This is a genomic window from Microbulbifer mixtoriginis (SeqCode), assembly GCF_052467945.1.
Map to the genome: position 1 here is coordinate 3,485,047 of NZ_CP174328.1, position 23,306 is coordinate 3,508,352.

The 23,306-nt window shown below is 47.6% G+C and carries 17 protein-coding genes and 1 pseudogene; 11 read left to right on the forward strand and 7 right to left on the reverse strand.

The window, feature by feature from the left end; all coding sequences use genetic code 11:
- Positions 1-78: 78 nt before the first annotated feature.
- Positions 79-1,116 carry an MBL fold metallo-hydrolase gene (locus ACJJIJ_RS15235; protein WP_444937802.1) on the reverse strand — a complete coding sequence of 346 codons (1,038 nt, stop codon included), beginning with the start codon at positions 1,114-1,116 and terminating at the stop codon, positions 79-81.
- 177 nt (positions 1,117-1,293) lie between these two features.
- Between ACJJIJ_RS15235 and ACJJIJ_RS15240 the strand changes: the two genes are divergently transcribed.
- The 3 genes from ACJJIJ_RS15240 to ACJJIJ_RS15250 all read left to right on the forward strand — a co-directional run bounded on the left by ACJJIJ_RS15240 (position 1,294) and on the right by ACJJIJ_RS15250 (position 3,109).
- On the forward strand, positions 1,294-1,905 hold the full coding sequence (locus ACJJIJ_RS15240) for a TetR/AcrR family transcriptional regulator (RefSeq protein ID WP_444887253.1): 612 nt from the start codon (positions 1,294-1,296) through the stop codon (positions 1,903-1,905).
- 141 nt (positions 1,906-2,046) lie between these two features.
- A complete protein-coding gene (locus ACJJIJ_RS15245) occupies positions 2,047-2,472 on the forward strand; it encodes an N-acetyltransferase (RefSeq protein WP_444937803.1) in 426 nt (141 codons plus the stop codon).
- Positions 2,473-2,599: 127 nt separating this feature from the next.
- Positions 2,600-3,109 (forward strand): macro domain-containing protein, encoded by a 510-nt coding sequence (locus ACJJIJ_RS15250; protein WP_444939586.1) that lies wholly within the window; start codon positions 2,600-2,602, stop codon positions 3,107-3,109.
- A 96-nt stretch (positions 3,110-3,205) separates the two neighbouring features.
- On the opposite strand, the gene gbpA is transcribed toward ACJJIJ_RS15250, so the two are convergent.
- Positions 3,206-4,717 (reverse strand): N-acetylglucosamine-binding protein GbpA, encoded by a 1,512-nt coding sequence (gbpA, locus tag ACJJIJ_RS15255; RefSeq protein WP_444937804.1) that lies wholly within the window; start codon positions 4,715-4,717, stop codon positions 3,206-3,208.
- A gap of 398 nt (positions 4,718-5,115) precedes the next feature.
- Here gbpA and ACJJIJ_RS15260 point away from each other — a divergent pair, with 398 nt between their 5' ends.
- Both ACJJIJ_RS15260 and ACJJIJ_RS15265 read left to right on the forward strand, forming a co-directional pair.
- Complete coding sequence (locus ACJJIJ_RS15260; protein WP_353505425.1) at positions 5,116-5,565, forward strand: transposase; 450 nt, start codon at positions 5,116-5,118, stop codon at positions 5,563-5,565.
- Positions 5,466-5,894 (forward strand): annotated as a pseudogene (locus ACJJIJ_RS15265) (IS5 family transposase); the annotation flags it as partial. The gene ACJJIJ_RS15260 and the pseudogene ACJJIJ_RS15265, both read left to right, overlap by 100 nt.
- Positions 5,895-6,255: 361 nt before the next feature.
- Here ACJJIJ_RS15265 and ACJJIJ_RS15270 read toward each other — a convergent pair.
- From ACJJIJ_RS15270 to ACJJIJ_RS15280, 3 genes are all read right to left on the reverse strand, one after another.
- Positions 6,256-7,095, reverse strand: coding sequence for a DUF417 family protein (locus ACJJIJ_RS15270; RefSeq protein WP_444937805.1), 840 nt, complete (start codon positions 7,093-7,095; stop codon positions 6,256-6,258).
- A gap of 230 nt (positions 7,096-7,325) precedes the next feature.
- Positions 7,326-7,694, reverse strand: coding sequence for a cupredoxin domain-containing protein (locus ACJJIJ_RS15275; protein ID WP_444887260.1), 369 nt, complete (start codon positions 7,692-7,694; stop codon positions 7,326-7,328).
- Positions 7,694-9,937, reverse strand: a complete 2,244-nt coding sequence (locus tag ACJJIJ_RS15280) for a heavy metal translocating P-type ATPase (protein ID WP_444937806.1) — start codon at positions 9,935-9,937, stop codon at positions 7,694-7,696. Before ACJJIJ_RS15280 ends, ACJJIJ_RS15275 begins: the two co-directional genes overlap by 1 nt.
- 216 nt (positions 9,938-10,153) lie before the next feature.
- Here ACJJIJ_RS15280 and ACJJIJ_RS15285 point away from each other — a divergent pair, with 216 nt between their 5' ends.
- From ACJJIJ_RS15285 to ACJJIJ_RS15305, 5 genes are all read left to right on the forward strand, one after another.
- Positions 10,154-11,485 (forward strand): DnaT-like ssDNA-binding domain-containing protein, encoded by a 1,332-nt coding sequence (locus ACJJIJ_RS15285; protein ID WP_444937807.1) that lies wholly within the window; start codon positions 10,154-10,156, stop codon positions 11,483-11,485.
- On the forward strand, positions 11,397-12,062 hold the full coding sequence (locus ACJJIJ_RS15290; RefSeq protein ID WP_444887263.1) for a replication protein P: 666 nt from the start codon (positions 11,397-11,399) through the stop codon (positions 12,060-12,062). Before ACJJIJ_RS15285 ends, ACJJIJ_RS15290 begins: the two co-directional genes overlap by 89 nt.
- 571 nt (positions 12,063-12,633) lie before the next feature.
- Positions 12,634-13,173, forward strand: coding sequence for a hypothetical protein (locus ACJJIJ_RS15295; RefSeq protein ID WP_444937808.1), 540 nt, complete (start codon positions 12,634-12,636; stop codon positions 13,171-13,173).
- A gap of 70 nt (positions 13,174-13,243) precedes the next feature.
- Positions 13,244-14,347: an agmatine deiminase family protein gene (locus ACJJIJ_RS15300; RefSeq protein WP_444937809.1), complete on the forward strand. Its 1,104-nt coding sequence runs from the start codon at positions 13,244-13,246 to the stop codon at positions 14,345-14,347.
- Between the two features lie 412 nt (positions 14,348-14,759).
- On the forward strand, positions 14,760-15,770 hold the full coding sequence (locus ACJJIJ_RS15305; RefSeq protein ID WP_444937810.1) for a serine hydrolase domain-containing protein: 1,011 nt from the start codon (positions 14,760-14,762) through the stop codon (positions 15,768-15,770).
- A 590-nt stretch (positions 15,771-16,360) separates the two neighbouring features.
- On the opposite strand, the gene ACJJIJ_RS15310 is transcribed toward ACJJIJ_RS15305, so the two are convergent.
- Positions 16,361-18,313, reverse strand: a complete 1,953-nt coding sequence (locus ACJJIJ_RS15310; protein ID WP_444937811.1) for a phytase — start codon at positions 18,311-18,313, stop codon at positions 16,361-16,363.
- A gap of 101 nt (positions 18,314-18,414) precedes the next feature.
- Complete coding sequence (locus ACJJIJ_RS15315; RefSeq protein WP_444937812.1) at positions 18,415-21,045, reverse strand: TonB-dependent receptor; 2,631 nt, start codon at positions 21,043-21,045, stop codon at positions 18,415-18,417.
- Between the two features lie 267 nt (positions 21,046-21,312).
- On the opposite strand from ACJJIJ_RS15315, the gene ACJJIJ_RS15320 reads away from it, so the two are divergent.
- On the forward strand, positions 21,313-23,244 hold the full coding sequence (locus ACJJIJ_RS15320; RefSeq protein ID WP_444937813.1) for a PhoX family protein: 1,932 nt from the start codon (positions 21,313-21,315) through the stop codon (positions 23,242-23,244).
- The last annotated feature ends 62 nt before the right edge of the window (positions 23,245-23,306 follow it).

Consider the following 23,306-nt stretch of genomic DNA (forward strand, 5'->3'; position numbering starts at 1 on the left):
TCCGGTTATCAATATAAATTGTTTATCCATCTGCATTTCCCTCTCGAAAGATACTCAACTGAGTTGGCAAGACCGTCTTTATGGTTGAGTAGCCAGCTCAACCTGTTCCTCTACAGTAAACTTCCTCCACCAGGCCTGTGTCGGGGCGGGCGTAAGCACATTCACCGGAGCACCGATAACAGGCGTAAGAACTGTTGCCCCATGAGCTTCTGCGGCCATTGACGCGCGCTCTAGGGGTTCAAACCAATCGTGCAGGGCAAGATCAAAGGTACTGTTGTGGATAGGAACCATGGCACGGCCACGCAAATCCAAATGAGCCTGCACACTCTCCTCCGGTAGCATATGGACTTCACTCCACAGATCGTTGTAAGCACCGGTTTCTATCAGGGTTAGATCAAAGGGCCCGAAGCGCTCCCCGATTTCCCGAAAGCCACCGAAATAACCACTATCACCGCTAAAGAAGATTCGTACCTCGTGCCCTGCAATTACCCAGCTGGCCCATAAAGTTTTATCCCTATCAGTTAGGCCGCGCCCGGAAAAATGTTGCGCCGGAGTGGCCGTAAATTGCAGACTCCCTATTGAAAAGGACTGCCACCAGGCCAGTTCGATAATCTTGCCTGAAGCGACCCCCCATCCCCGTAAGTAATCGCCTACCCCTGTAGGAACAATAAAGCGTTCAACTTTCTTATCCAGGGTGCGCACGCTGGTTTTATCCAGGTGATCGTAGTGATCATGACTGATTATTACGGCTTTTAACGCCGGCAGATCTTGTAGAGACAAAGGTAGCGGATGGAAACGTTTCGGCCCCATCCACTGTACTGGTGAAGCCCTCTCACTGAATACCGGGTCAGTAAGCACAAACTCCCCATCAAGATGGATCAAAACGGATGAGTGCCCCAGGCGATAGATCGTGGGCTGACCCTCATTATTTGTGAGTATTTCCTTTGTGATGGTCTGTAGCGGAAGAGGTGCTCTAGGTACCGGTGCCGCCCTCTCAGCACGGGCATAGGCTGCAATGATGTCCACCATCTTACCCAGCCCCGCTTTATAAACGGTCTCCGTGTTTTGAAACTTTTGCGGCTGTGTAGCACAGCTATTAAATAGACCAACGGACATACCTATCACTCCTAGTAATAACCACCAGCGCTTCTTCATAGATGCTACCAAGTAAACTATACAGTGCAGTTTATTGTCGATAGAAGAAAAAGTAAACCAGTTAGTGTAAAATTAATCACTTAGATTAATTCCCCGCCAGGTAGCTTTCCTGACGCAAGCAGAGATATCGAGAGTCACATGAGTGAAAAGAAGCCGACCAGAAGCGAAATTAAGCGCCAGGCCATTATTGATGCCGCTAAGCAGGCCTTTCAGGAACTGGGCGTTCAGGGAACCAGTATGGATGAGCTGGCAGCACGTGCCCAGGTGTCCAAGCGCACGGTATATAACCACTTTGCCAGCAAGGAAGCCTTGGTAATGTTTTTGATTGGCGAGCTCTGGCAGCAGGCAACCCAGTCCCCAGGCTGTGACTACAACCCGGATAGCGACCTTTATGCTCAACTACACACGCTTTTGGCGCTGGAAATTAAAACTATCTGCAACCCGCAGTATATTGAACTAAACCGTATGGCCTTCGACTACTTCTTCCACCAGCCGGAAGCCCTGCGTCAGGAAATGGAAAAATACAAAGCCCATGAAACCGGCGTACAACGCTGGATTAAAGCCGCCGCAGCCGATGGCCGACTGAAGCCACTGGACCCAGAAATCGCCAGCGGGCAGATACACAACTTAATTAAGGGAAGCTGTTTTTGGCCACAAATGTTACAACTCTCCGGCCCGCCTAGCTCAACCGAACAAGCCGCACTGGCGGAGCGTACTGCGGAGATGTTTTTGAGTCATTATCAGGTTTAATACTCTGATTGGCAGCTCTAAATAGCAATCAGGATTCCCCAGGAAACTCAACTGCAAAAATGAATCAGGTATGTCAATATCGTATTAATCTTCCCTTAGGCTATTGAGCGTAGGTTTAATGGCTCAGGATATATACTGACAATGATTAGAAGCTACAATCCAAACGACATAGAGCCCATCTTAAATATTTGGCTAAAAGCATCCGTTAGGGCGCATAATTTTATCGCAGCTGACTTCTGGGAGTCTCAAATAGATATTATGCGCGATATCTATATACCGAACTCTGAAACCTATATCTATGAAATACACTCAAAAATATCCGGCTTTTACTCTCTAGCTGACAATACTTTAGCCGCGCTTTTTGTGGACCCAGAATTCCAAGGCCAGGGCATTGGGAAACGGCTTATAGCACACGCAAAATCACAGAGAAACCCGTTAAACCTAACGGTTTACAAAGAGAATGTTAATAGCTATCAGTTTTACCTATCTCAAGGCTTTCACTCACTAAAAGAGCAAGTAGATAATCATACGGGACATATTGAGTGCTTGATGAGCACAAAGATATAAAGTGCCTACCCCCAAATATAACTATAAGTAAAAGACAATACTCCCTGACAAGATATATTTAATCGACAAATCAAAAGATCTGGCTGAAGCCTGCCACCAGGTTTTTAGTGATATTGAGATTTTTGAAATTAATGAGGGTGATTATTTCTCAAAACCTGCCGATGCAATGGTAAGCCCAGCAAACAGTTTTGGAATTATGGATGGAGGCCTCGACCTGCCGATTAGAAATGAATTAGGGTTTGAGGTGGAAGATCAGTTACAAAAGCGAATTAAATCTGATTTTCATGGTGAGCTGCCCATTGGATCAGCAATAGTGATTTCAACCTCGAATGCCAATTGGCCTTACATGATTTCTGCCCCCACTATGCGTATTCCTGAGGACATATCAAATACCATGAATGCCTACTATGCTTTCAGGGCCATTTTAAACTCAGTAAAACTATTCAATAAGTCAGGCCCCACGAAGAAGATAAACTCCATAGTTTGCCCAGGCTTGGGCACTGGCATTGGGAATTTACCGGCTAGGCGTTGTGCTGGCCATATGCGAGCAGCCTACAATTACTTATCCAAACCTCCTAGAATTCCCAGCTTTAAAGAAATTCATGAAACCCATAGAAAACTGCAAATCACATACTAAATAGAGCCAATGCCCTATTGGAGTAGCTCAACGTAAGTAAAGCACATCGTAAAATACAAAAAGGCCCCTAGTGGGGCCTTGTTTGATTAGTTGGATTTATAATTTTTCCCAGGCCATCTGCCAGTAGCTACCTCTGCCAGGTTCATACTGGTTTGCACTTCTGCTCCACTGGACACAGTAGCCAGAATTAGGGAAGGGCTTACATTGATAAATATTCCCATCACTGCCCATTACTTTAGTTCCTGCCGTATAGGATTTTAGACCTTCGGGGAAAACAAAGTCGTAGTCACCTGCTGGCGGTGGAGAAGTTTCGTCTTCCATCAAGTGGAAATCTTGTGTAGTTTGATCAATCAAATTTCCATCAATATCTTTTGTCACAATAACGAGCATATGATGGCCAGGTTCAGACTTTGAAAGTGTCAAAGTCCTATCTAATCTCTGACCGTCACTCATATTGACTTCATAATTAGCCAGTGTTTCACGAGCATGGTTCAAGACTTTCAGCTCAGCCCTGATATTTCCTTTTGCGGTGAGAGCAAGCTGTAGTGAGAGTGGATCGTCAGATATTGTGTACATATCCTCAAGTCCTGACACATTTAAATGATAATCTGGTGTTGGGCTGTTGATTTCATAATTAATTTCAACACGCTCTAAACCGCTGCCATCCTGTAAATATATTGGATTTGAGCCAAAGACAGGGCTAAATTGATCTTCGCCATTAAACTGGCCTGCGCGAATACTGGTCTGTTCTTGATTGATTTTGGTTGCAAGATCATGTGCCCAGTTATTAGCCATACCCTGCTCATCAGTAGCAATTTCCAGCACTGTTGCATAAGCTGGCTCTTCATTACTGCTACTATAAACACGTGTGGAAACTTTATCGCCAACTTTTAAGTTTTGTGTTGGATTAATTGTTCCACCTTGATTCCATTCTGATTCGGGCACTCCATCGCCATCAAATTCTACGTCGATAACATTGTAAAAGGCCGCGGCTGTATCAGCCACATCCCACACAGCAAGGATAACTTGGTACCCATCTCGCTCAGGAACCACGCATTCGTGATACATATCAATGGGTGGCTTTTGATTATTTCCATCAATAGTACAGAATGGATTTAAATCAAATGAAGCTCGGGATAATGGTTGATTGGGGTTCCAATCCGGTTTGGTAATATAATATTTCCAGTCACGAGCTACGTGATTCGCGGTAAAGTGCCACTTAAAAGTTTGTTTACCAGCAGTTATGGGAGTTTTCAGCCAGCGGTCAGCAGTTTGTTCATTTAATGGTGACCATACATTACTACCGGCACTAGCGATCATGCCATCAGCCGGGCCACTCTCTGGAAACCCTTCGGGCCCTTCAACACTTTGCGGCTCCCATTGAACGGCTCCACAATTTATGTTTTTTTGACCTGTAGAGGCTAGAGGGTATTTACATAAAGTACCCCGCGCAGATGCCGCACCTCCATCATATTCTTCCACGTAGCCATGGCCAATTGTATTAGAGCTGACCCCCACCAGAATCATCGCCAATAGAGTTTTGTTTAATGCAGGTTTCTTCAGTGACGAAACCGCTTTTTTCATTCGTAAAGTCATATCAACAGCCATTATTTATGCATGTGCGATTTCCTTCCTGGGTTTATTTACTTCCTTATTTTTGCCCGACCAAGTAAACATCGCTTTATTTAAAAAATACTTGTGAGGCGTTATTGTCAGGTTAATGGACTTTGACCTTTAGATACGGTTCCAAATAATTTCGCAATTATGCAAACATAGTGAAAAATTGTCACCAAAAGCCATGCTGCCATTTTAAGAAAGGAATAAATTATTCATGCAAGGGAATTTCTATTTAAACTTACTGTCTTGAAAAAAGAAAAATAAAACCACGTATAAATATTTAGAAAGATCTAGACATATAGGCAACGGGAAGCAACTACCTAGAGGCTGTTTCATAACTTGAAATCGGTTATTCTCACGCAATTACATAGAAAAAAAGTTCAGCAATAGTGAGCCGATTCAAGTCAGAGTTAACCAATGATCAATGGAAATTGATCGAACCATGTCTTCCTGAATTAAAACGAGGAAAGGGAGGCCCAAAACCCATTGATAATCGGGCTTGTTTTGAAGGCATCCTGTGGGTTTTGCGTTCTGGAGCGCGATGGAAAGATCTTCCTTCACACTATCCATCACCGAGTACATGTTGGAGAAGGCTTCAGTTTTGGGAAGAGCAAGGAGCTTGGCTACATGCATGGAGAAGATTCCTGGAGCTATTGGATCAACAGTCTTTGCTTAACTGGGAGGAAGTCTTTTCTGATGGTAGCTTTGCACCAGCAAAAAAGGGGGCTTCGAAGTCGGGAAAACCAAGCGGGGCAAGGGTTCAAAGTGGATGGTGGTGGTCGATGGCGAAGGTATTCCACTGGGAGGCACCATTACTTCGGCCTCACCAGCAGAAGTAAAGTTATTACATCCATTGCTTGATGTTACGTATAAAAATACAAAGATTCATCGCTTAGTTTATGATAAAGCGGCGGACTCTGATCCTCTTAGAGATAGTCTGTTGAGTCGTGGAATCGACCTTATCTGTCCACACAGGATAAATAGGAAAAAAGCCTCAAGGCAGGATGGTAGAAAGCTCAGAAGGTATACTCGCCGTTGGAAAGTTGAGCGGACTTTTGCGTGGTTGGGAAATTACCGCCGTTTGGTTGTTAGATGGGAGCGATATTTGTCCACTTATCGTGCTTTTTTCTATATTGCATGCATGTTAATTACGTTAAATAAGTTATGAAACAGCTTCTAGACAGCAAGAAAATCTCTCTGAATATATGACTAAAAATTATGAATTGTTCTTAAAAAAATAATCAAGACTAGAAGACCAATAAACACCTCATTTTTATTTAGTAGTCATAAAGCTACACATCCCTGTGTTACCTAGACATATTCACTCAGTAGACGAGTCTTCTAAAAACTGGCTAAAGGGCAAAAAGATTAAATCATCCATATGTTATGCCGCCATAAAAGGTCTACTGAGAGGCAGGGGCAGAAGGAAATGAAACCCTCAAGGCCCAACAGCCAAAGTAGTGATTTATGCTCAAAAATAAAAAATACTATTCTTTACGCCTCAATATCTACGATTAGACGCAACCCTGTTACTTACCGGTAACTGAGTGACTTAGATGTTTACGGATATCGATCATTATTAGCAGATTGGCGATAAACCAAAGATCTTTAATAATAAATATGCCACTAGAGGCCAAAACTCCAGGGCTTTGCCAGCTTCCGGGATAGCTGAACAGAAAAGTCTGAGTTGTCACAAACACCGCACCACAGAGCAGTATTCCCGGCCAAAACAGGGACTGGATAACTAACCCCAAAGCCAAAATGATCAGAGCGATCAAGTCATAGATGCCAATCAGATTGGAGGCCTGTTGTACATTGAAGAAACTATAGAGCCATGCCATCAAGGGTGAACTACTCACCAAGCCCTCAATACCCTGGGCTTCTATTGCAGTGAACTTCATTCCGCCAATCCACAACAGAACCAACCCCACTGGTAAATAGTTCAGCCAGATATAGCGCATTGACTGACAAGCACTGCAGCTCAAAAGTGTCAGACCAATCGCGGTGAGGGCAAGGTACTTGATCACGCCCTGCCCGGAGCCAATAGCGGGAAACCCACCGAGGCTATCGATCCAATGCGCACTTCCGAAGAGACTTAACAAAGGGACCAAGGATATACATATAATCAGGAGTGCCAGGGGGCGAATATATTGTGGTTTTAACAGTGATAGCAGGGCTAAAACCGCAGCTACCGCAAAGAGTAGTGCTACGGCTATTCTTACGATGTGCAAGCCCGCCTCACTATTAACGCCATAAAATCCGAAAATGGAGGCCAGGCCCCCATTCTGGCCAAGAAACAAGGCAGCAGCAATCAATGTAAATGAAAGGCCCAGCAGGGCCCTAGAAGTTTTTTGCAAAAAGGTGTTCATTATTTAGGGACCAAATCGTAAATAGCACTTCTGGAAAACCTAGTGGCTTCCCCTCTGTCTCCTTCGGGCACTTCCCTATGCTCCGATGACCCATTAAGTGTTCTAAGTCGGGTTAGCTGTGAAGGAAGTGCCTGAAGGCCTATTAATGTTGTCGGTCCTGACTGGAAAAAATTACACCTTAATTGACTTGTTCGCAGAAAATAAACTGACCTCTTCCGGTTGAGTTCACTTTATTCCAGGGTAAGCGTCCCACGATACATCTGCATCTGGCAGCTAAAGGGATATTTTCCCGGTTTGGCCGCAGGGATTTCTACCGTGGTTTCTTTATTGAGCGCTAGCTCAGCACTGATTTCGAGATCGGGGAAAATCACCCACTCGGAGCAAGGGCTGGGATCTTCCCGTAAAAAATGCAGGGTAGCGGCATGACCCGAAGGCAGGCGAATATGATCCGGCTCATAAACCCCATCTTTGACCAGTATTTGCAGTTGTTCACTGACCGCCACCGTCTTTGCCGCACCGCGCCTTGGGCCCAGCCAGAACCACCAGATGATGGCAATAATTAGCAGTACTCCGATCGTATTTACCAAGGTCGCAATCATTAGTGCACCTCCGAGGGCTTAAAGAAGCGTAGGCGGTTGGCATTGCTCACCACGGTAAGCGAGGAGAGTGCCATAGCGGCACCGGCCACGATCGGGCTCAGCAACATGCCAGTGAGCGGAAATAGCACCCCTGCGGCGATGGGTATACCTAGGGTGTTATAAATAAAGGCTCCAAAAAGGTTCTGTTTGATATTGCCGAGAGTCGCCCGCGATAATTCCACCGCATTGGCGACTCCATGTAGGGAGGAGCGCATCAGGGTGACATCGGCACTTTCGATAGCGACATCGGTACCAGCGCCGATAGCAAAGCCCACATCGGCGCGAGCCAGTGCTGGGGCATCATTGATACCATCTCCCACCATGCCCACACGCGCACCGTCTTTCTGCAGTTGCGCCACTATGCGCTCTTTGTCTTCCGGCAATAACTCAGCGTGCACTTTATCGATTTTAAGATGGCGGGCAACGGCCTCGGCACTGGCTTGGTTATCACCAGTCAGCATCTCCAGGCGTAAGCCCAACTTACGCAAACGGGCTATGGCCGCTGCGGCATCATCCCGAATCGGATCAGCCACAGCGATAATTCCCTGCAGTACACCATCCACTGCCGCATACATCACCGTACGCCCAGCCTCCGCCAGATTGTTGGCGCGGGCCTTCCAGTCACCCAGGGGAATATTTTCCCGCTGCATTAACTTACTGTTACCGAGCAGTATCTTTTTACCGGAAATAACCCCCATCACCCCATGTGCGGTAATGGCTTCGAAATCACTGGGCTTTTGTAGATCAAGCTTTTTCTCATGGGCCGCAGTCACAACCGCCTCAGCCAGCGGATGCTCCGAGCCCTGTTCCAGGCTCGCCAGCAAACGCAGTAACTCATCGCTATCGCCTTCGCTCTCGATATCGGTGAGGCGTGGTGAGCCCTCGGTGAGCGTGCCGGTCTTATCCACAACCAGCACATCCAGATTGCAGGACTGCTGCAACGCCTTGCCGTTGCGCACCAGCACACCGTACTCCGCACCCTTACCCACGCCCACCATCACCGACATGGGCGTAGCCAGCCCCAGGGCGCAGGGGCAGGCAATAATCAGCACCGAGGTAAGAACCACCAGCATATGGGCGGCGCGCGGATCCGGTCCCAGGTTGAACCAGACCAGTGCCGCCACCACAGCGATGATCATCACCACCGGCACAAAAACGGCCGAGATTTTGTCTGCCAGGCGCGCAATGGGCACCCGTGAGCTCTGGGCGTTTTTGACCATCTCAATAATTTGTGCCAGGCGGGTGTCCGCCCCCACTTTTTCCGCCCGGAACAGCAAGCTGCCGTTCTTGTTCAGGGTGCCGGCAGCCAGATTGTCCCCCTCACCCTTCTTCACCGGCACCGGCTCGCCGGTGAGCATGGATTCATCCACCAGGCTACCACCCTCCAGCACCACGCCATCCACCGGGATCTTTTCTCCGGGGCGCACGCGCAACTGGTCACCGGCCTGAACCTGCTCAATCGGCAGATCCACTTCTTTACCGTCGCGCAGAACCCGCGCCGAGGTGTCCTGCAGCTCCAACAGTTTCTCCACCGCCGCACTGGTGCGCCCGCGAGCGCGCACTTCCAGTGCCTGGCCCAGGCTGATCAGGCCGATAATCATAGCGCTGGCCTCAAAGTACACATGGCGCGCCGCTTCCGGCAGCAGGTGGGGCACCAGCACCACCAACATGGAAAAAAGCCAGGCCGTACCGGTACCCAGGGCCACCAGGGTATCCATAGTAGCGCTGTGGTGGCGTAGCGCTTTCCAGGCCCCACTGAAAAATTGACCACCACAGAACACCAGAATTGCCAGGGTAATAAGCCCCATGGCGCCCCAAGCCAGCTGATCTGCGAAGCTGTTGACGGACATCTTATCGGTGATCAGGCCCCAGGCCATCAACGGCAGGCCCACACCCAGGGCAATAGCGGAGCGCCACAGCAACTGGTGATAGTGGCGCTCTTCTTGGGCACGCTGCTCTTCGCGCCGCTGACGCTCGCTACTCTTGGCCACCTCGGCGTCATAACCCGCCTGGCGCACCGCCTCGATACAACTTTGCGGCGCCGCCGCGCCCTGCACCTTAAGGGTTTTATCGGCCAGGTTTATGCGGGCATCCTGCACCCCCGCAACACCCTGCACGGCGCTTTCAATTTTATTCACACAGCCGGCACAGCTCACGCCACTGAGGCGGAATAGTGTCTGCGCTGCTTGCTGTTCTCTCGCCATAATGCTCTCCCGCAATACCGTTTCTGGCGACAAAGTTACAACCTTACCCCAGGGGTAAGGCAACGGGTTATAGCCACAATTTTCCCTGCCCTATTTCCGGGCCGCCATTATTTAGCTTAGCGGCTGGACTGGCGCGCCCTGCTCTGGCAAAAGCAGGCCATAAAGAGCCACTGTAAAGGCCGCGCAAGCCCCACGCCGGAGTGTTATTATCGCGCCATGAAACACCCCCTGCTCCCCGAAAGACCCCTGAGTATCTCCCCGACTCTGGCCTCAACTGTTGGCCTGGAGGAAGCGGTATTACTCACCGCCCTGGGCGACCTGATACCTTTCCTGCCCGCGGAGCCCTACGCTGGGCGGGACTGGTTTACCGCCACCGGCGAGCAACTCTATCTGCTTCTGCCGTTCTGGCAGCCAGCAGATATCCAGCGGGTAGCCACCAGCCTGCGCAATCAGGGCGCCCTGATGCTGGGCGCAGCTCCTTTCGGTAGCAGTGAAGTCCTCAAGTTCACTCTACCCAGTGAACACCGCCGCCCTACAGCCCTGGCTCAAACCCCGGAACCGAGCCGCGACCCAGCACCAGCCAATCGCAGTGCTAACACCATTGCCCCCAGCTGGCAGCCAAATGCCGAAACTATGGCGCGCATCAGCCAGCTCGGCATCCCGGAACACTTTGTGCGGGAGCAGCTACCGGAGTTTGTCACCTACTGGCGCGAACGGGCCGAGCCACGCCACTCCTTTGGCTCACTGTTCCTGCGCCAGGTAAAGAGCAAATGGGAAGCCTTTCGCGCTACTGCCCAACGCAAACAGGCCCTGCCGGATAACTGGCAACCGAACAACGACACCCTGCGCAAACTGGCCGACGAGGGGGTACCCAGTACATTTGTCAGCCGCGGCCTACAGCGCTTCCTCGACTACCACCGTTCCAGCGGCAAGCAATCCATTTCCTGGGATCTGGAATTCAATGACTGGATCATGGAAGACTGGGAGAAACAGGAAACTCCATTTATTGAAAAGCGCAAACCCACTGCCATGACGCGCGACTGGCAACCCAGTGAACATACCTGGGAACAGCTACAGCGCCTGGCGATCAACCCGCGCTTTGCCGCCGAACTGCTGCCGGAATTTATATACAAGTGGACAGAGCGCGGTGGCCACAGCGCGCGCTGGGGCGAGCTGTTTATTGAGTACGCTCGCGAGGAATGGGCCTACTACTGCCAGGGTATTGAGAAAAACCCGGTAGCCAAACCCATAGCGCGCAACTGGCAGCCCGGCGGCGACTGCCTGAGCCACCTGGTGAACCAGTGCGAGATAGAGCGTGACTTCGCCCTATCACTGGTGCCGGAATTTATTATTTACTGGCGCGGCCAAAACGCCGCGCGCAAAAGCTGGGACGCCGTATTTGTGCGTCACGCTCGCCATCAATGGGCAGAGCGCAACAAGTTGGCAATAGGAAACTCTTATGGCAATCCACAAGACGCCCACAACAGCGCAAACCAGCGCACCCGCGACCGCTCAATCGGCGACATACTCACAGACACAAACTGGTAATGCGCAAGATCAGGAACTACTGAACGAAAAAAAGCGCGCGATTAACGAAGTCTTCGCGTTGTTTAAACTGAATTACCACAACCAGTTCAGTGCCGCATTTCCGGATACCGAAACCCTGCATCACGCAAAACGCCTGTGGCTCGAAGCGCTGGCCGCTTTTGAAGCCCAGGATATTATGCAGGGCGCAAAGCGCGCGATACTGCAGAGCGAATACCTGCCCACAGTTCACAAAATGCTGCAGCTCTGTGCCGCCGGCGAAAACGGCCTGCCAGAAGCCCGCGCCGCCTACCGCGAAGCCTGCAATGCGCCCAGCCCCAAAACCAATCACAATTGGAGTCACCCAGCGGTTTACCATGCTGGGCGTGAATCCAACTGGTATTTTCTCTCCAACAACCCAGAATCTATCGCCTACCCGGTATTTGCAGAGCACTACCGCAAGCTTTGTGCGCGCGTACTGGAAGGAGAAAAACTCGGTGCCCCGGAACAGTTAAAACTGGAAGAAGACCCCGGTACTCCACTCTCCAAAGAAGAAAATGCGCAAAAGATGGCAGCCCTTCGGGCTGAATTAGGTATTTAAATTTACTTTGTCCGGCGCTTAGGAATACCCTGAGCGCCCTCCTCTAAACTCTCCCCACATACTCTCCTAAAATAGAACCGAATCTACTGGCCAGGCCGATCGTTTTTTATCGAGCCATGCTCAAAAGTAGAACATCCTCAAGAATTTAAATTATCTTGAAACTATTCGCTATCATGATTTCGATTTAAATAATCACCTCTCTGACATGCATGATCGAACCATTTAGATAAAAAATTGATTCAATGTTGTTTTAGGGGAGTTGATACTAAATTAATCCCTTAGTTACGGACTGGATACTCATTGTCTAGCTGATCACTATATAAAGATTATTTCATCTAAGTTTGTGAATGATGATACAGAGCTGCTTTTCATTGAAAATGATTCAATCTATTTATTAACTCATGGCAGTGCCCACAGAGGTGTGGATGCTGAATAAATGTAGAGTTTGGCTTGATTCAGAAGAAAAATTGTAGGAATTAGCTCCCTAAAAAAACCTTGATAATACTGACTTCATAGCCTGCACAACCCATCGGCTACAGTTCTTTACCTCAAGTCTCAAGGAAAAATATTGTTGAGCATATTAAAGAAATTTAGAAAAAACGATAGAATGTTTTGCTTCTGGGTAGGAACTCCAACGGCAATTTACAATAATACTTTTGACATCAGTTGTAAAAAAACATTAGAACAGAAATTAAATCTAATATTTAATGATATTCAGCAAGAACTTTGCTGCTCACATGATTGCTCATGGAATGACTTAGGAAAACCATATAATCTATTAAAACCGGCATTAGGCAAAAGAAGAACTAAAAAAATCGAGTATTCAGAGGGATTTATTCCACTAGATATTGAGTATCAAAAGTTGAAATTAAATATATTCAATACAAAATTTCTGAAGGTTAGTTCACACCCACAATTAAGTCACGATACTGAGTTACCTGGTAAAAAACGTCACTGGCCAACACTTTCAAACACAGATAATTCTGAATTGCATATTTTAAGAAGCAATGAATCACTTTTTTATGATGATTGTGAACTTTATACTTATTGTAAATTATTGGTAGCCATAAAAGAGGCTAATATACATGGATTACTGCTATGGGTTAGTTAACCTGATATCCTTTTAATCAACTTATCTTCTTCGGTAGCATCATTTGTATTTAAGAAAGGGAGGTCACTTTATGACCAATCGTCGTAATTTCGTTAAGGTTCTAGGTGCTTTTACTGCAGCCTCTCTACTGAGTGGCACCAAGGAGTCATTAGCAGTAATGAATAGTAAAAGTACTTGGTACATGCCAGATGAGGGTGAGCCTCACCTGCGTACTTGGATGGCCTTTGGTGCAAGCCGCAAAATTTGGGGACGGAAACTCCTTAGGGAAGTCCAGCAGAATTTGGCAACAATTGCGCTGACGATTGCGGAGTACGAGCCCGTTTCAATGCTGGTTCGACAAGCAGATCTCCCACTTGCCCGGCGTCTAATGGGAGATAAGGTCGAACTAGTTGTTTGCCCTCTAGATGACTTGTGGATACGTGATACAGGCCCCGTTTTTATTGTAAATGAAAACGGTGATAAAGCGGCTGTTAACTTCAACTTCAATGGTTGGGGAGAAAAGCAGGATTTTGATAATGATGCAAAAGTTGCTGCATTCACTGCTCAGTCGGCCGGTGTGCCCAGTATCCAAACTAACCTGATACTCGAAGGCGGCGGGATAGAGGTTGATGGGTATGGTACCGCGATCATAACCGAGAGTTGTGTGCTCAACGATAACCGTAACCCAGGTGTTAGTAAGCAACAATGCGAACGGGAATTAAAGCAGCTTCTTGGTCTAGAGAAAATTATCTGGTTACCTGGCATTAAAGATATGGATATCACTGACGGACATACAGATTTTTATGCCCGTTTCGTACACCAAGGTGTAGTTGTTGCTGGCTTTGATCCCGATCCCAACTCTTTCGATCACGCAGTAACAAAGCGGCATCTTGAGATTCTACGCTCTGTAACGGATGCCAGTGGCCGCGAACTAGAAGTTATTGTATTAGAGGCACCTTCAATAGTTCGAGAGCGGTTTAACAACAGGGATTTCGCCGCTGGATATATTAACTTCTATGTTTGCAATGGCGCGGTCATAGCACCTGAGTTCGGCGATCACTATGCAGATGCCGCAGCCAAGCGAAAATTACAAAGAGTATTTCCTAATCGCGATATTATACAAATCAATATTGATGGCATAGCAGCCGGTGGTGGAGGTATACATTGTACAACCCAACAGGAACCAGAAATTTAATCGTTCTTAACTTAAAGTGATTAACGGAGATTTAATATATATAAATACTTGCTACCTTAGATATTCGTCATAAAGAAGTGCGTATTTATCTTGAGTATATTCGAGCAGCAATAATTTAACCTGTAAATACATTGACTGCATAAATATCCATGAAAAATAGAAATTACAAATAATTACATTTCTATAGTAAAACATTCTTCTTTCAAGAATCTATGGCAAGATAACAGTCTTGCTATAACGTTGATCATATTCTTTATAAAAAAGACAATTCAGCTATAAAGCTCCCCCAAGATTGGAATACAATAAGGATATATTGTTTATGAATTATACGCTTCGATTACTATCTAGACTACGCTTAACAATTCTAGCTGTTGTTATGATATCCCTCAGCTTTCCAGTATATGCAGACTCTGTGGATAAGCTGATCAAAAGCATCATGGATAAGCGCCAAATCCCTGGTCTCCAATTGGCCATCGTTAAAAACGGTGAAATAATCAAACTGGGAAATTATGGATTATCTAATTTACAAGACAATGTGCCGGTAAGGTCCAACACCGTATTTCCAATTAACTCAATGACTAAGGCGTTTACGGGTGTTGCATTGCTACAGCTCGCAGAGCAAGGACACCTTTCCTTAGATGATGAGATTGGCAAACACCTTACTGACTTACCTGCCAACTGGAAGTCAATAAAGATAAAACATTTAATGGCACACACTTCTGGGCTGCCCAATATTTTAAGTGGTTACCTTGTTGACTTGGTTGTTCGTGGCAACCCAGATGCTGCTTGGAACAAAGTAAAGGAATTACCTTTAAAATCAGAGGTAAACACACAATTTAGTTATAATCAGACGGGTTATGTTATAATCGGAAAAATAATCGACAAATACGTACAAGGTGGCTTCCCTAAATTCATTACCGATAATCAGTTTAAAATTGCTAATATGACATTAACAGCTGATGCCGGCTTTGAACATATGATGCGCCCTATAGCCAATCATGCAAGGCAATATATCTACGATTCCGATAAGGATCAGCACAAAAATAACTACGTTGAATTCCCTTATATTTTACAAACCGCAGCTGGCATGAATTCAACAGCAACAGAAATTGCGCAATATCTTATTGCCTTGCAGGCTAAAAAGCTGGTCAAAAACCTCCATTCACTCTGGACACCGATCACTTTAAAGAATGGCCAAACTGCTGGGTTTAATCGTGTAGAGAATGGTTATGCTATTGGTTGGCAAGTTATCAATCGGAAACATCATAGTGCAGTTAGTGCGAGTGGTGGAGATGCGGTAACCATGATTCACTATCCGGAGGAAAAGCTATCCATAGTTGTTCTTACAAATTTAATTGGCGGACTGCCAATCCAGTTTGTAGATAAAATTGCAGCTGAATATATTCCTGAATTTAAGCTTTAAAGTAGCAGGGGCAGTTAGTAACTGGGATTTTAAAGAGCTGGTTAATTAGCAAACATATCACCTATACAAAACCTGCCCCAACAATTAATCCATTAATAAGTCAAAAATCATTATCGGGGATGCAGCGGAGCCTCTAAATAATTCCTGAATGCCTCTGCGAGTCTTGGGGATTACAGAGGTTAGCCGCGGATAGTACTAACCCTCTGTAAGAGCTGGAACGTAGCAGATATGGCCTGCCCCTCAAGGGTTTCAGAGCGATTTACATTTGGTATTGCAACTTCTTGGAAATTCTAGGTATTCCTGAAAAGCAGCATTTTGATTGAAAACTACTCTGAAGGCCAGAGGAATCGCGGAATTATTCAGAGATCCCCTAGATTTAATCTTTCACCAAATTTTGTTTTTTTGACTCAGATGGAAAATTTAATCAAAATTACTATAACCAACAACGCTAGATCATAGCTTGGAGCGGGAAATATAAAAAACAATTTTTATTATGTATATCAGGTTTATAGCAAAGACGAACCCCGATATTTTTCATAGCTATTCTATAGAAAATTCCATCATGTTTTTGTCATAAAAAATATAAATGGTTAATTTTTAACAAAGACCGACAAACCCATTGCCTCACTCACCGTATACCAATCAATCAATTTGAAATTCTGCTTGGCATTGGGCAGACGATTCCTGCCATCTTGGACAACAAGCAAGCCCATTGGATATTCCGGCCCAAGATTCAGGCTGGTAACATCCAGACCATCGGTTTCAGAACTTCCATCGATACCTGAGCGTATATTCATTGTTACCCTAAAATGACCAACAAAGTCATTACCATCACGTGTGAATAACGCATAACTATCATTACCCTGGCTAGAGGCGATCAGGTAACCACTATCCTCTGTTAAGTAGAGGGCGAGCCCTTCTACATCATCCACCAGGGTCTGACCATCCACTTCAGCAACCAATTTAGCCTGGTATTCACTATTCTGTTGCTTTTTAAGGCCCAGTGACCAAATCCCCCGGTCCTCCTCGGCAAAAAAGAGCCTCTGCCACTTATCATCGACGACACAGCCTTCAACCTGGCTATTTACGACTATTTCTGTATGCTTTTTTAACGAAAATTCTGTGGGATTCTCGCCAAGATCAATTTCAAACTGGTGCAAGGCAGCATCTTTATCCGATACCCAAGCAAAAAGCTGATTATTGGTTTTCTGCAAACATAGGCCATAAGGATCTTGCAAATTTATAGCGCGTAGCCCCAGGTGCTCGACATGCCCTTCAGCCGTGATGGCAAAGAGGTTTACCCCGGGGGTCGAGCGGTTAGATGCTGCCGCTAATGCACTATAATGAGGATGTTCAATACTGCGGATATCCACATTGTTCACACGTCCCACAGGAAAATGTTCGAGCAGCTTTCCCGATAAATTGTAAATATTCAGGCCTCTTTTTTTGTCCGTTGCCAAAATCAGGCTATTCTGTGGCAGGGATTTATTGGCCCAGATAGCAGGATCATCAGCAGCATCACCAAATGACTCTACCGGGTCCGTCTGATTGCGAGCAAATACACTGACGATTGAATCACCGCTCTCGGAATCAAATCCTGTAGACTCAGTTTCTAAGTAATCACTTTCCACAGCATCAAAAACCAACAGCTGATCCCGACCAACATCCAGGGCCCAGAGCTGACCATTTAAGAATACTGGGGAGACTGCCGAGTGGTTCTCGTTAATATGAAGGTGCCACTCTGGCTCCTCTGAGGAAAAAGGCAGTCGGTAGCGATGTATCTGATCACCTGCACTCAGCCACAGACTTTCACTACGAGCATCAAACCATAGATTGCCGAAGTCTTCACCAAGCCATTGAGCACTGAGGAATAATTTACGCTGCTCATCCTTTTCCGCGTTTGTATTTAAGCTCAGGATTCCAATGGGTGGTTGAGATACTAGCAGGCGTTGGGAGCGAGGGCTTACTGCGCAAGCATTAACTTGCTCACCAAAATAGAGTGGACGTACTTCTTGCATCTGCCACTGTTGTTGGGCTGGGAATAATAAATATTCACGACCTATTCCATCTTTACCAATGCTAAACAAATGAGTGCGCTGTTCTTGTTGGGAAAAGCACAGGGCACTCTGTAGCGTTGGCATTTTCTGGCTACCCAGTAGCCTAAAATTTACGTTATTTGAAGCATCACTATAGCGTATTTCATGTAAATTTATTTGCACCAGGCGCTCATCGTAGGAGGCCACCAGTAAAGTTTCATTAGGCAGAGCTTGTACGGCTAGGCGTTCCACCCTTCCCTCTTGGGAGGCGAGTATTTCTCCGTAGGAATTTATTACAAGCAAACCGCGACGCTCGCTGGCAAGCAATAAATATTGCTCAGTCCCAACCCGTATTGGCAGAATCTGTTCTGCGTCTATCTCTCCCAAGGGAATTACCCGTTGCGGCAAGGCCTTTTTAATGCGTAAAACAGAATCCACATCGTGACCACAGCTTACGAGTAGCGCAGCGGCGAGCATGATCGCAATAATAAAATGCAGTTGTTTCATGGAGAGCCATTCAATTCCGGAGAAAGAACCCCACCTGTGTGAGGCTCCTTGCAGTGAATAAACACCGTAATTTTATTAAAAATGCTTTAGATGTTGTCCCGCTAGAAAGTGCTGTAACTCAGGCCCAGGGCATAAGTCGGCCCGTATTCTTCATATTGACCGTTGAAACCAGAGTTATGCACATAATAAGGCTCATCGGTCAAATTCACTCCGGTGAATGTCAGCAGTAAACCGTTGTTCAAGTGGTAGCGCACAGAGAGATCCAATTGTAAGTGATCCTCTTCATAACGATCACGGGATGCATCCTCCATATCTACCTCCAGCAATCGCTCGCTGCGAAAAGCAGCAGACAAGCGCAGGCTAAAAGTGTCTCGCTCATAACCGACAATAAAATTCCCCACCAGATCTGCTTGGGATGGCATAGATATTCCATTGCTACGTTGACGATCCGGCCCCAGTCCTAGACTGGCTTCAGAGTCTGTGAAGGTCGCGTTAGCACGCAGTAGGAAACCATTATCGAAGCCCTGTGTCCAAGCCAGTTCCGCACCGTTAATCCGTGCCCTGTCACCATTGATAGGCTGAAGTATTTCGGCCTCTTCCACTATCAGGTTACCGATATACTGAGTAAAGTCCGCGCTACTGGAAACATCGGACATCACAATAAAATTATCGATAGACTTGTGGAACAATCCCAGCGATAGCATACCCAGATGATCCGCGTAGTATTCTGCGGAGAAATCTAGGTTGCGAGATTCATAAGGTTGCAGGGCTGGATTGCCGGCTTCCACTTCCAGCTCACTATCGTCGTATTCAATTTGCGCCGGCGAGGGATTCAGGTGGCCAAACGAGGGGCGCGACAGGGACTCGGTGTAGGCCGCACGCAGCACAATATTATCTCTGTAATCAAGCTTGAAGTTTACACTAGGGAAGATGTGATCGTAATCGCGCTGATAATTGACCGCACTTGCATAGACCTCATCGGCAATGAAATCGGCACCGGGTACTGGCTCTTCGGATTCAATCACACGCATTCCTTCGGCACTGAAATCGGTGCGTTCATAGCGCACTCCAAAGACCCATTGAGCGCGATCAAGTTCGATGCTATTCATTACGTAGAGCGCACTGATGTCTTCCTGCATCTGGTAATCACGCGCAGAAGAGAGGGCGGTTTCAGTTTCATCCATCTCAAAACTGGCAATATTGCGATTAATAAATCGATTGAGATTGCCTGAATTAACTCCCGGTCCGAAGGTATCGAGACGGTAATCAATATCGTTACGTACAAAATCTGCCAAGGTATAGTCGCCGGCAAAACCATCATAAACGCTGACATTCAGATCACCACGTTTTTCCCTCTGGCGTTCGTGCAGGCCAAATTGCACAGTTGAGTCATAGCTGCCCCAGTTTATCTCCCTGGTAAAATCCAGACGTAAACTCAACTCTTCATCCTTGGAGAAATTATCCTCAATAACCAACTCGTCCAGTTGATAATTGGCGGGATCTAATATTTTTTCAGCGTCGCTACTGTCAACTGCCATACGCGGAGTTTTACCCGCTTCCACATAACCCAGGCGCAGTGGTTCAAGGACAAAGTCGGTATCGCGGCGATGTGGCTCAGATTCCTCCGCGTAAGAATAACCCAGCACGTAGGCAAGTCCCCATTGTTCGAAATTATGCTCTCCACCCAATACTGTTGAAATAATCTCCTGTTCTTCCAGACGATCTTTCAAGGATTTTTCCAATGCCGCCTCTTCCCAAATGGCGCTATGTCTGGAGATCGTCTCTGGCTTATCGCTCTCTGCATCCAGTTTCCAGGAATTGCGTTGACGGATCTCCTGATCTGAGAAGTCGGAATAGAGATTGTGCAGATAGATTCGTGCACCACTACTCAATTTCAGGTCGAAATTCGTGGCCATACCGGTGCGCCCACGAGTAATGGTGTAATCCCGCTGTTCTATTTCAGTTGCCCCAATCCCCTCACTACCGTCCTCGGCCACAAGCGCTTCCCAGCTACCATCGGTTTCACTATTTTCAGAACCGAAATCTCGCTGCTGATGACTGACTGCCAGAGCGACACCAAAGCGCCTGTTGCCATCGAGATCGAAAACATTGGTCATGGTGGCTGTATATTTTGGACTGTGCTCCTCTTGCAGGTCGCTATAACTGTTTTCAACACTGAATTTATAGCGGCTGCCATCGTAGTCCAGCGCGTTAATACTCTTGATTTCTATGGCCCCGCCGATGGAGTCTGCACTCATATCCGGTGTAAGGGTTTTGAATACCTCTAAGCTGGCAAGTAGGTCTGAGGGGATGACATCCAGAGCCACAGCGCGACTGCCGGTTTCCGGTGCGGGCAGACTGACGCCATTGATGCTGGCGGCATTCAAGTTGGGATCAATACCGCGCACCCCCACAAAACGTCCCTCACCCTGGTCGCGGGCAATAAAGACTCCAGGCATCCGCTGCAGGGCCTCTGTTACATTGGCATCCGGCAACTCACCAATGGCATCAGAAGTTTGTACTGCCACCAGCTTGTTGGAGTCACGCTGACGATCCAGGTCGCTGCGCGCATTGTTGGCCTGAGCGGTAACCGTCACCGTTTCCATGGTGCGGGCCTGGCTCTCTTGTGCATAAGCATTGGCACTCAAGCCGTTATTAGCACAAAAAACTGCTATGGCAAGCGCGGTAACGGGGGTGTTGGGCGTTCGAAAATTGATGGTTGTGCTTTTCATGGCGTCCCACTCCAATTAGTCCCGGCGGCGTATTTATTGGGGCGCAGACTAGTAGGCGACTATGAACTTTACATGACGGTTTTTTTAAGCTGTCATCAAGCTTTCAGAAATAGCTGGAAAAATTCCCAGATAAATTAAATATTCTTATTTATTTATCGCTTTTTATTAACCTCTTTTAATTAATCGATAGCGGAAAAGATATGTCATCGATTTAATTAGGTCAGGTTAATTTAATTTTATTAGGTTCCCCGCAACGGAGCAGCAGCAATGAAAGATTCCCCTAAAAACCCTGACCGTAGAAAGCTATTGAAGGCCATTGGTGGTGCCACGGCTGCGGGCGCCGCAACCAGCTTTATGCCTGGCTGCGGATCGGAGCATCATCGGGAGAATCTCTCATTTCAGGAAGTTCCCCACAGCTTGGACTTCAATCATCATTTACCGCAGGGTTACAGCGCCGATATCCTGCTACGGTGGGGCGACCCCATTGTCGCTAACCTCAAAGAATTTGAGCCGAAACAATTGACGGCGAAGGGGCAATCTCAACGCTTTGGCTATAACAACGACTTTATCGCCTTTATGCCATTGGCGGAGAATACCCCTGCCGGGCACGGAGATATCCACTGCCAGAGTGGTAACAGCGATCGCGGCCTACTATGTGTAAATCACGAGTACACCCAACCACACCTGATGTTCTCTGGTTACAACGATGAGTATAGTGCCACGCGGGGAGTCAGTGCCGAGCATGTAGCCATAGAACTAGCCGCCTGTGGCCACTCGGTAATAGAAATTACACGTACCGACAAAGGCTGGCAGCCGGTTCTGGAGAGCCCCTACAATCGCCGCATCACCGCGACCACGCCGATGCAAATTAGTGGCCCCGCCTCCGGAGACAAACGCTTGCAAACAACCGCAGATCCCTCTGGCACCCAGGTGCTCGGTACCATTGGCAACTGCGCCGGTGGCAAGACTCCCTGGGGCACGGTATTGGTGGCCGAGGAGGGATTTGGTGGCGCCTTCCAAGGAGATCCCAACAAAGTCGAGGATACTCGCGAGGCGCGCAATCACCGTGACTTCGGCGTAAGACCCCACAATCGCAACTTAGGTGATTACGACCAACGCTTCGATATACAGCAAGAACCCAACGAACCCAATCGTTTTGGTTGGATGGTGGAATACGACCCCTACGACCCGCAATCTATACCGCGCAAGCTGACCACCCTGGGCCGCTTTGAACACGAGGGCTTTACCCTGGTCTGTAAACCGGGCCAACCGGTGGTGGCCTATGGCGGCGATGACGACGAACACCAATTCGTTTACCGCTATGTCTCCAAAGAGGCTTATCTGCCCAAAGATCCAACCCACAATCGCAATTTACTGACCGAAGGCACCCTCTATGCGGCACGCTTTGATGCGGATGGAAGTGGGAAATGGTTGCCACTAGTTTTTGGGCAGGGCCCTCTAAACAGCAACAACGGTTTTCATAATCAAGCAGATGTCTTGATTGACGCACGCCAGGCCGCTGCACTGCTGGGCGCCACTCCCATGGACCGCCCGGAGGATGTAGAGACCAATCCCCACAACGACTGCACCTATGTGATGCTAACCAAGAATAAAAGCCGCGCCGAAGACGGTGTGGATGCGGCTAATCCCCGTCACCAAAATACTGCCGGGCATATTTTGGAAATTGTGCCCCCCATCAAGCCTGGTAAAAAAACCGGCCGAGATCACACCAGTGACCAATTCCGCTGGCAACAGTTTTTACTTGGCGGCAACCCCAATGCGGAGAACCCCAAGGAGCGCGGCGCTTACGGGCAGCAATCCACTTACAATATTTCTAATCACGGCTGGTTTACCAACCCGGACAATGTCGCCTTCGATCCTCATGGCAACATGTGGGTGGCCACTGACGGCTGCGAGCGTTTCGGCTTCCACGACGGCCTCTGGGCCATGGCCACCGAGGGGCCAATGCGCGCCGCGCCCAAACACTTCTTTGGATGCCCGCAGGGCGCTGAGGTGTGCGGCCCCGAGTTTACTCCCGATGGCACAACTCTGTTTATCGCAGTGCAACACCCTGCCGACGCCCTCAACTCTACTTACGACCACCCCTTACACCGCTGGCCGGATAACAACCCGGAACTGCCACCGCGCCCCTCGGTATTGGCCATCTATAGGGACGATGGCGGTGAAGTGGGCAGCTAGTCATCCCAGAACGGCGCACTTTCACACGAAGCCGCCGGTCCTGCTAGAATTTTTTAATCGAA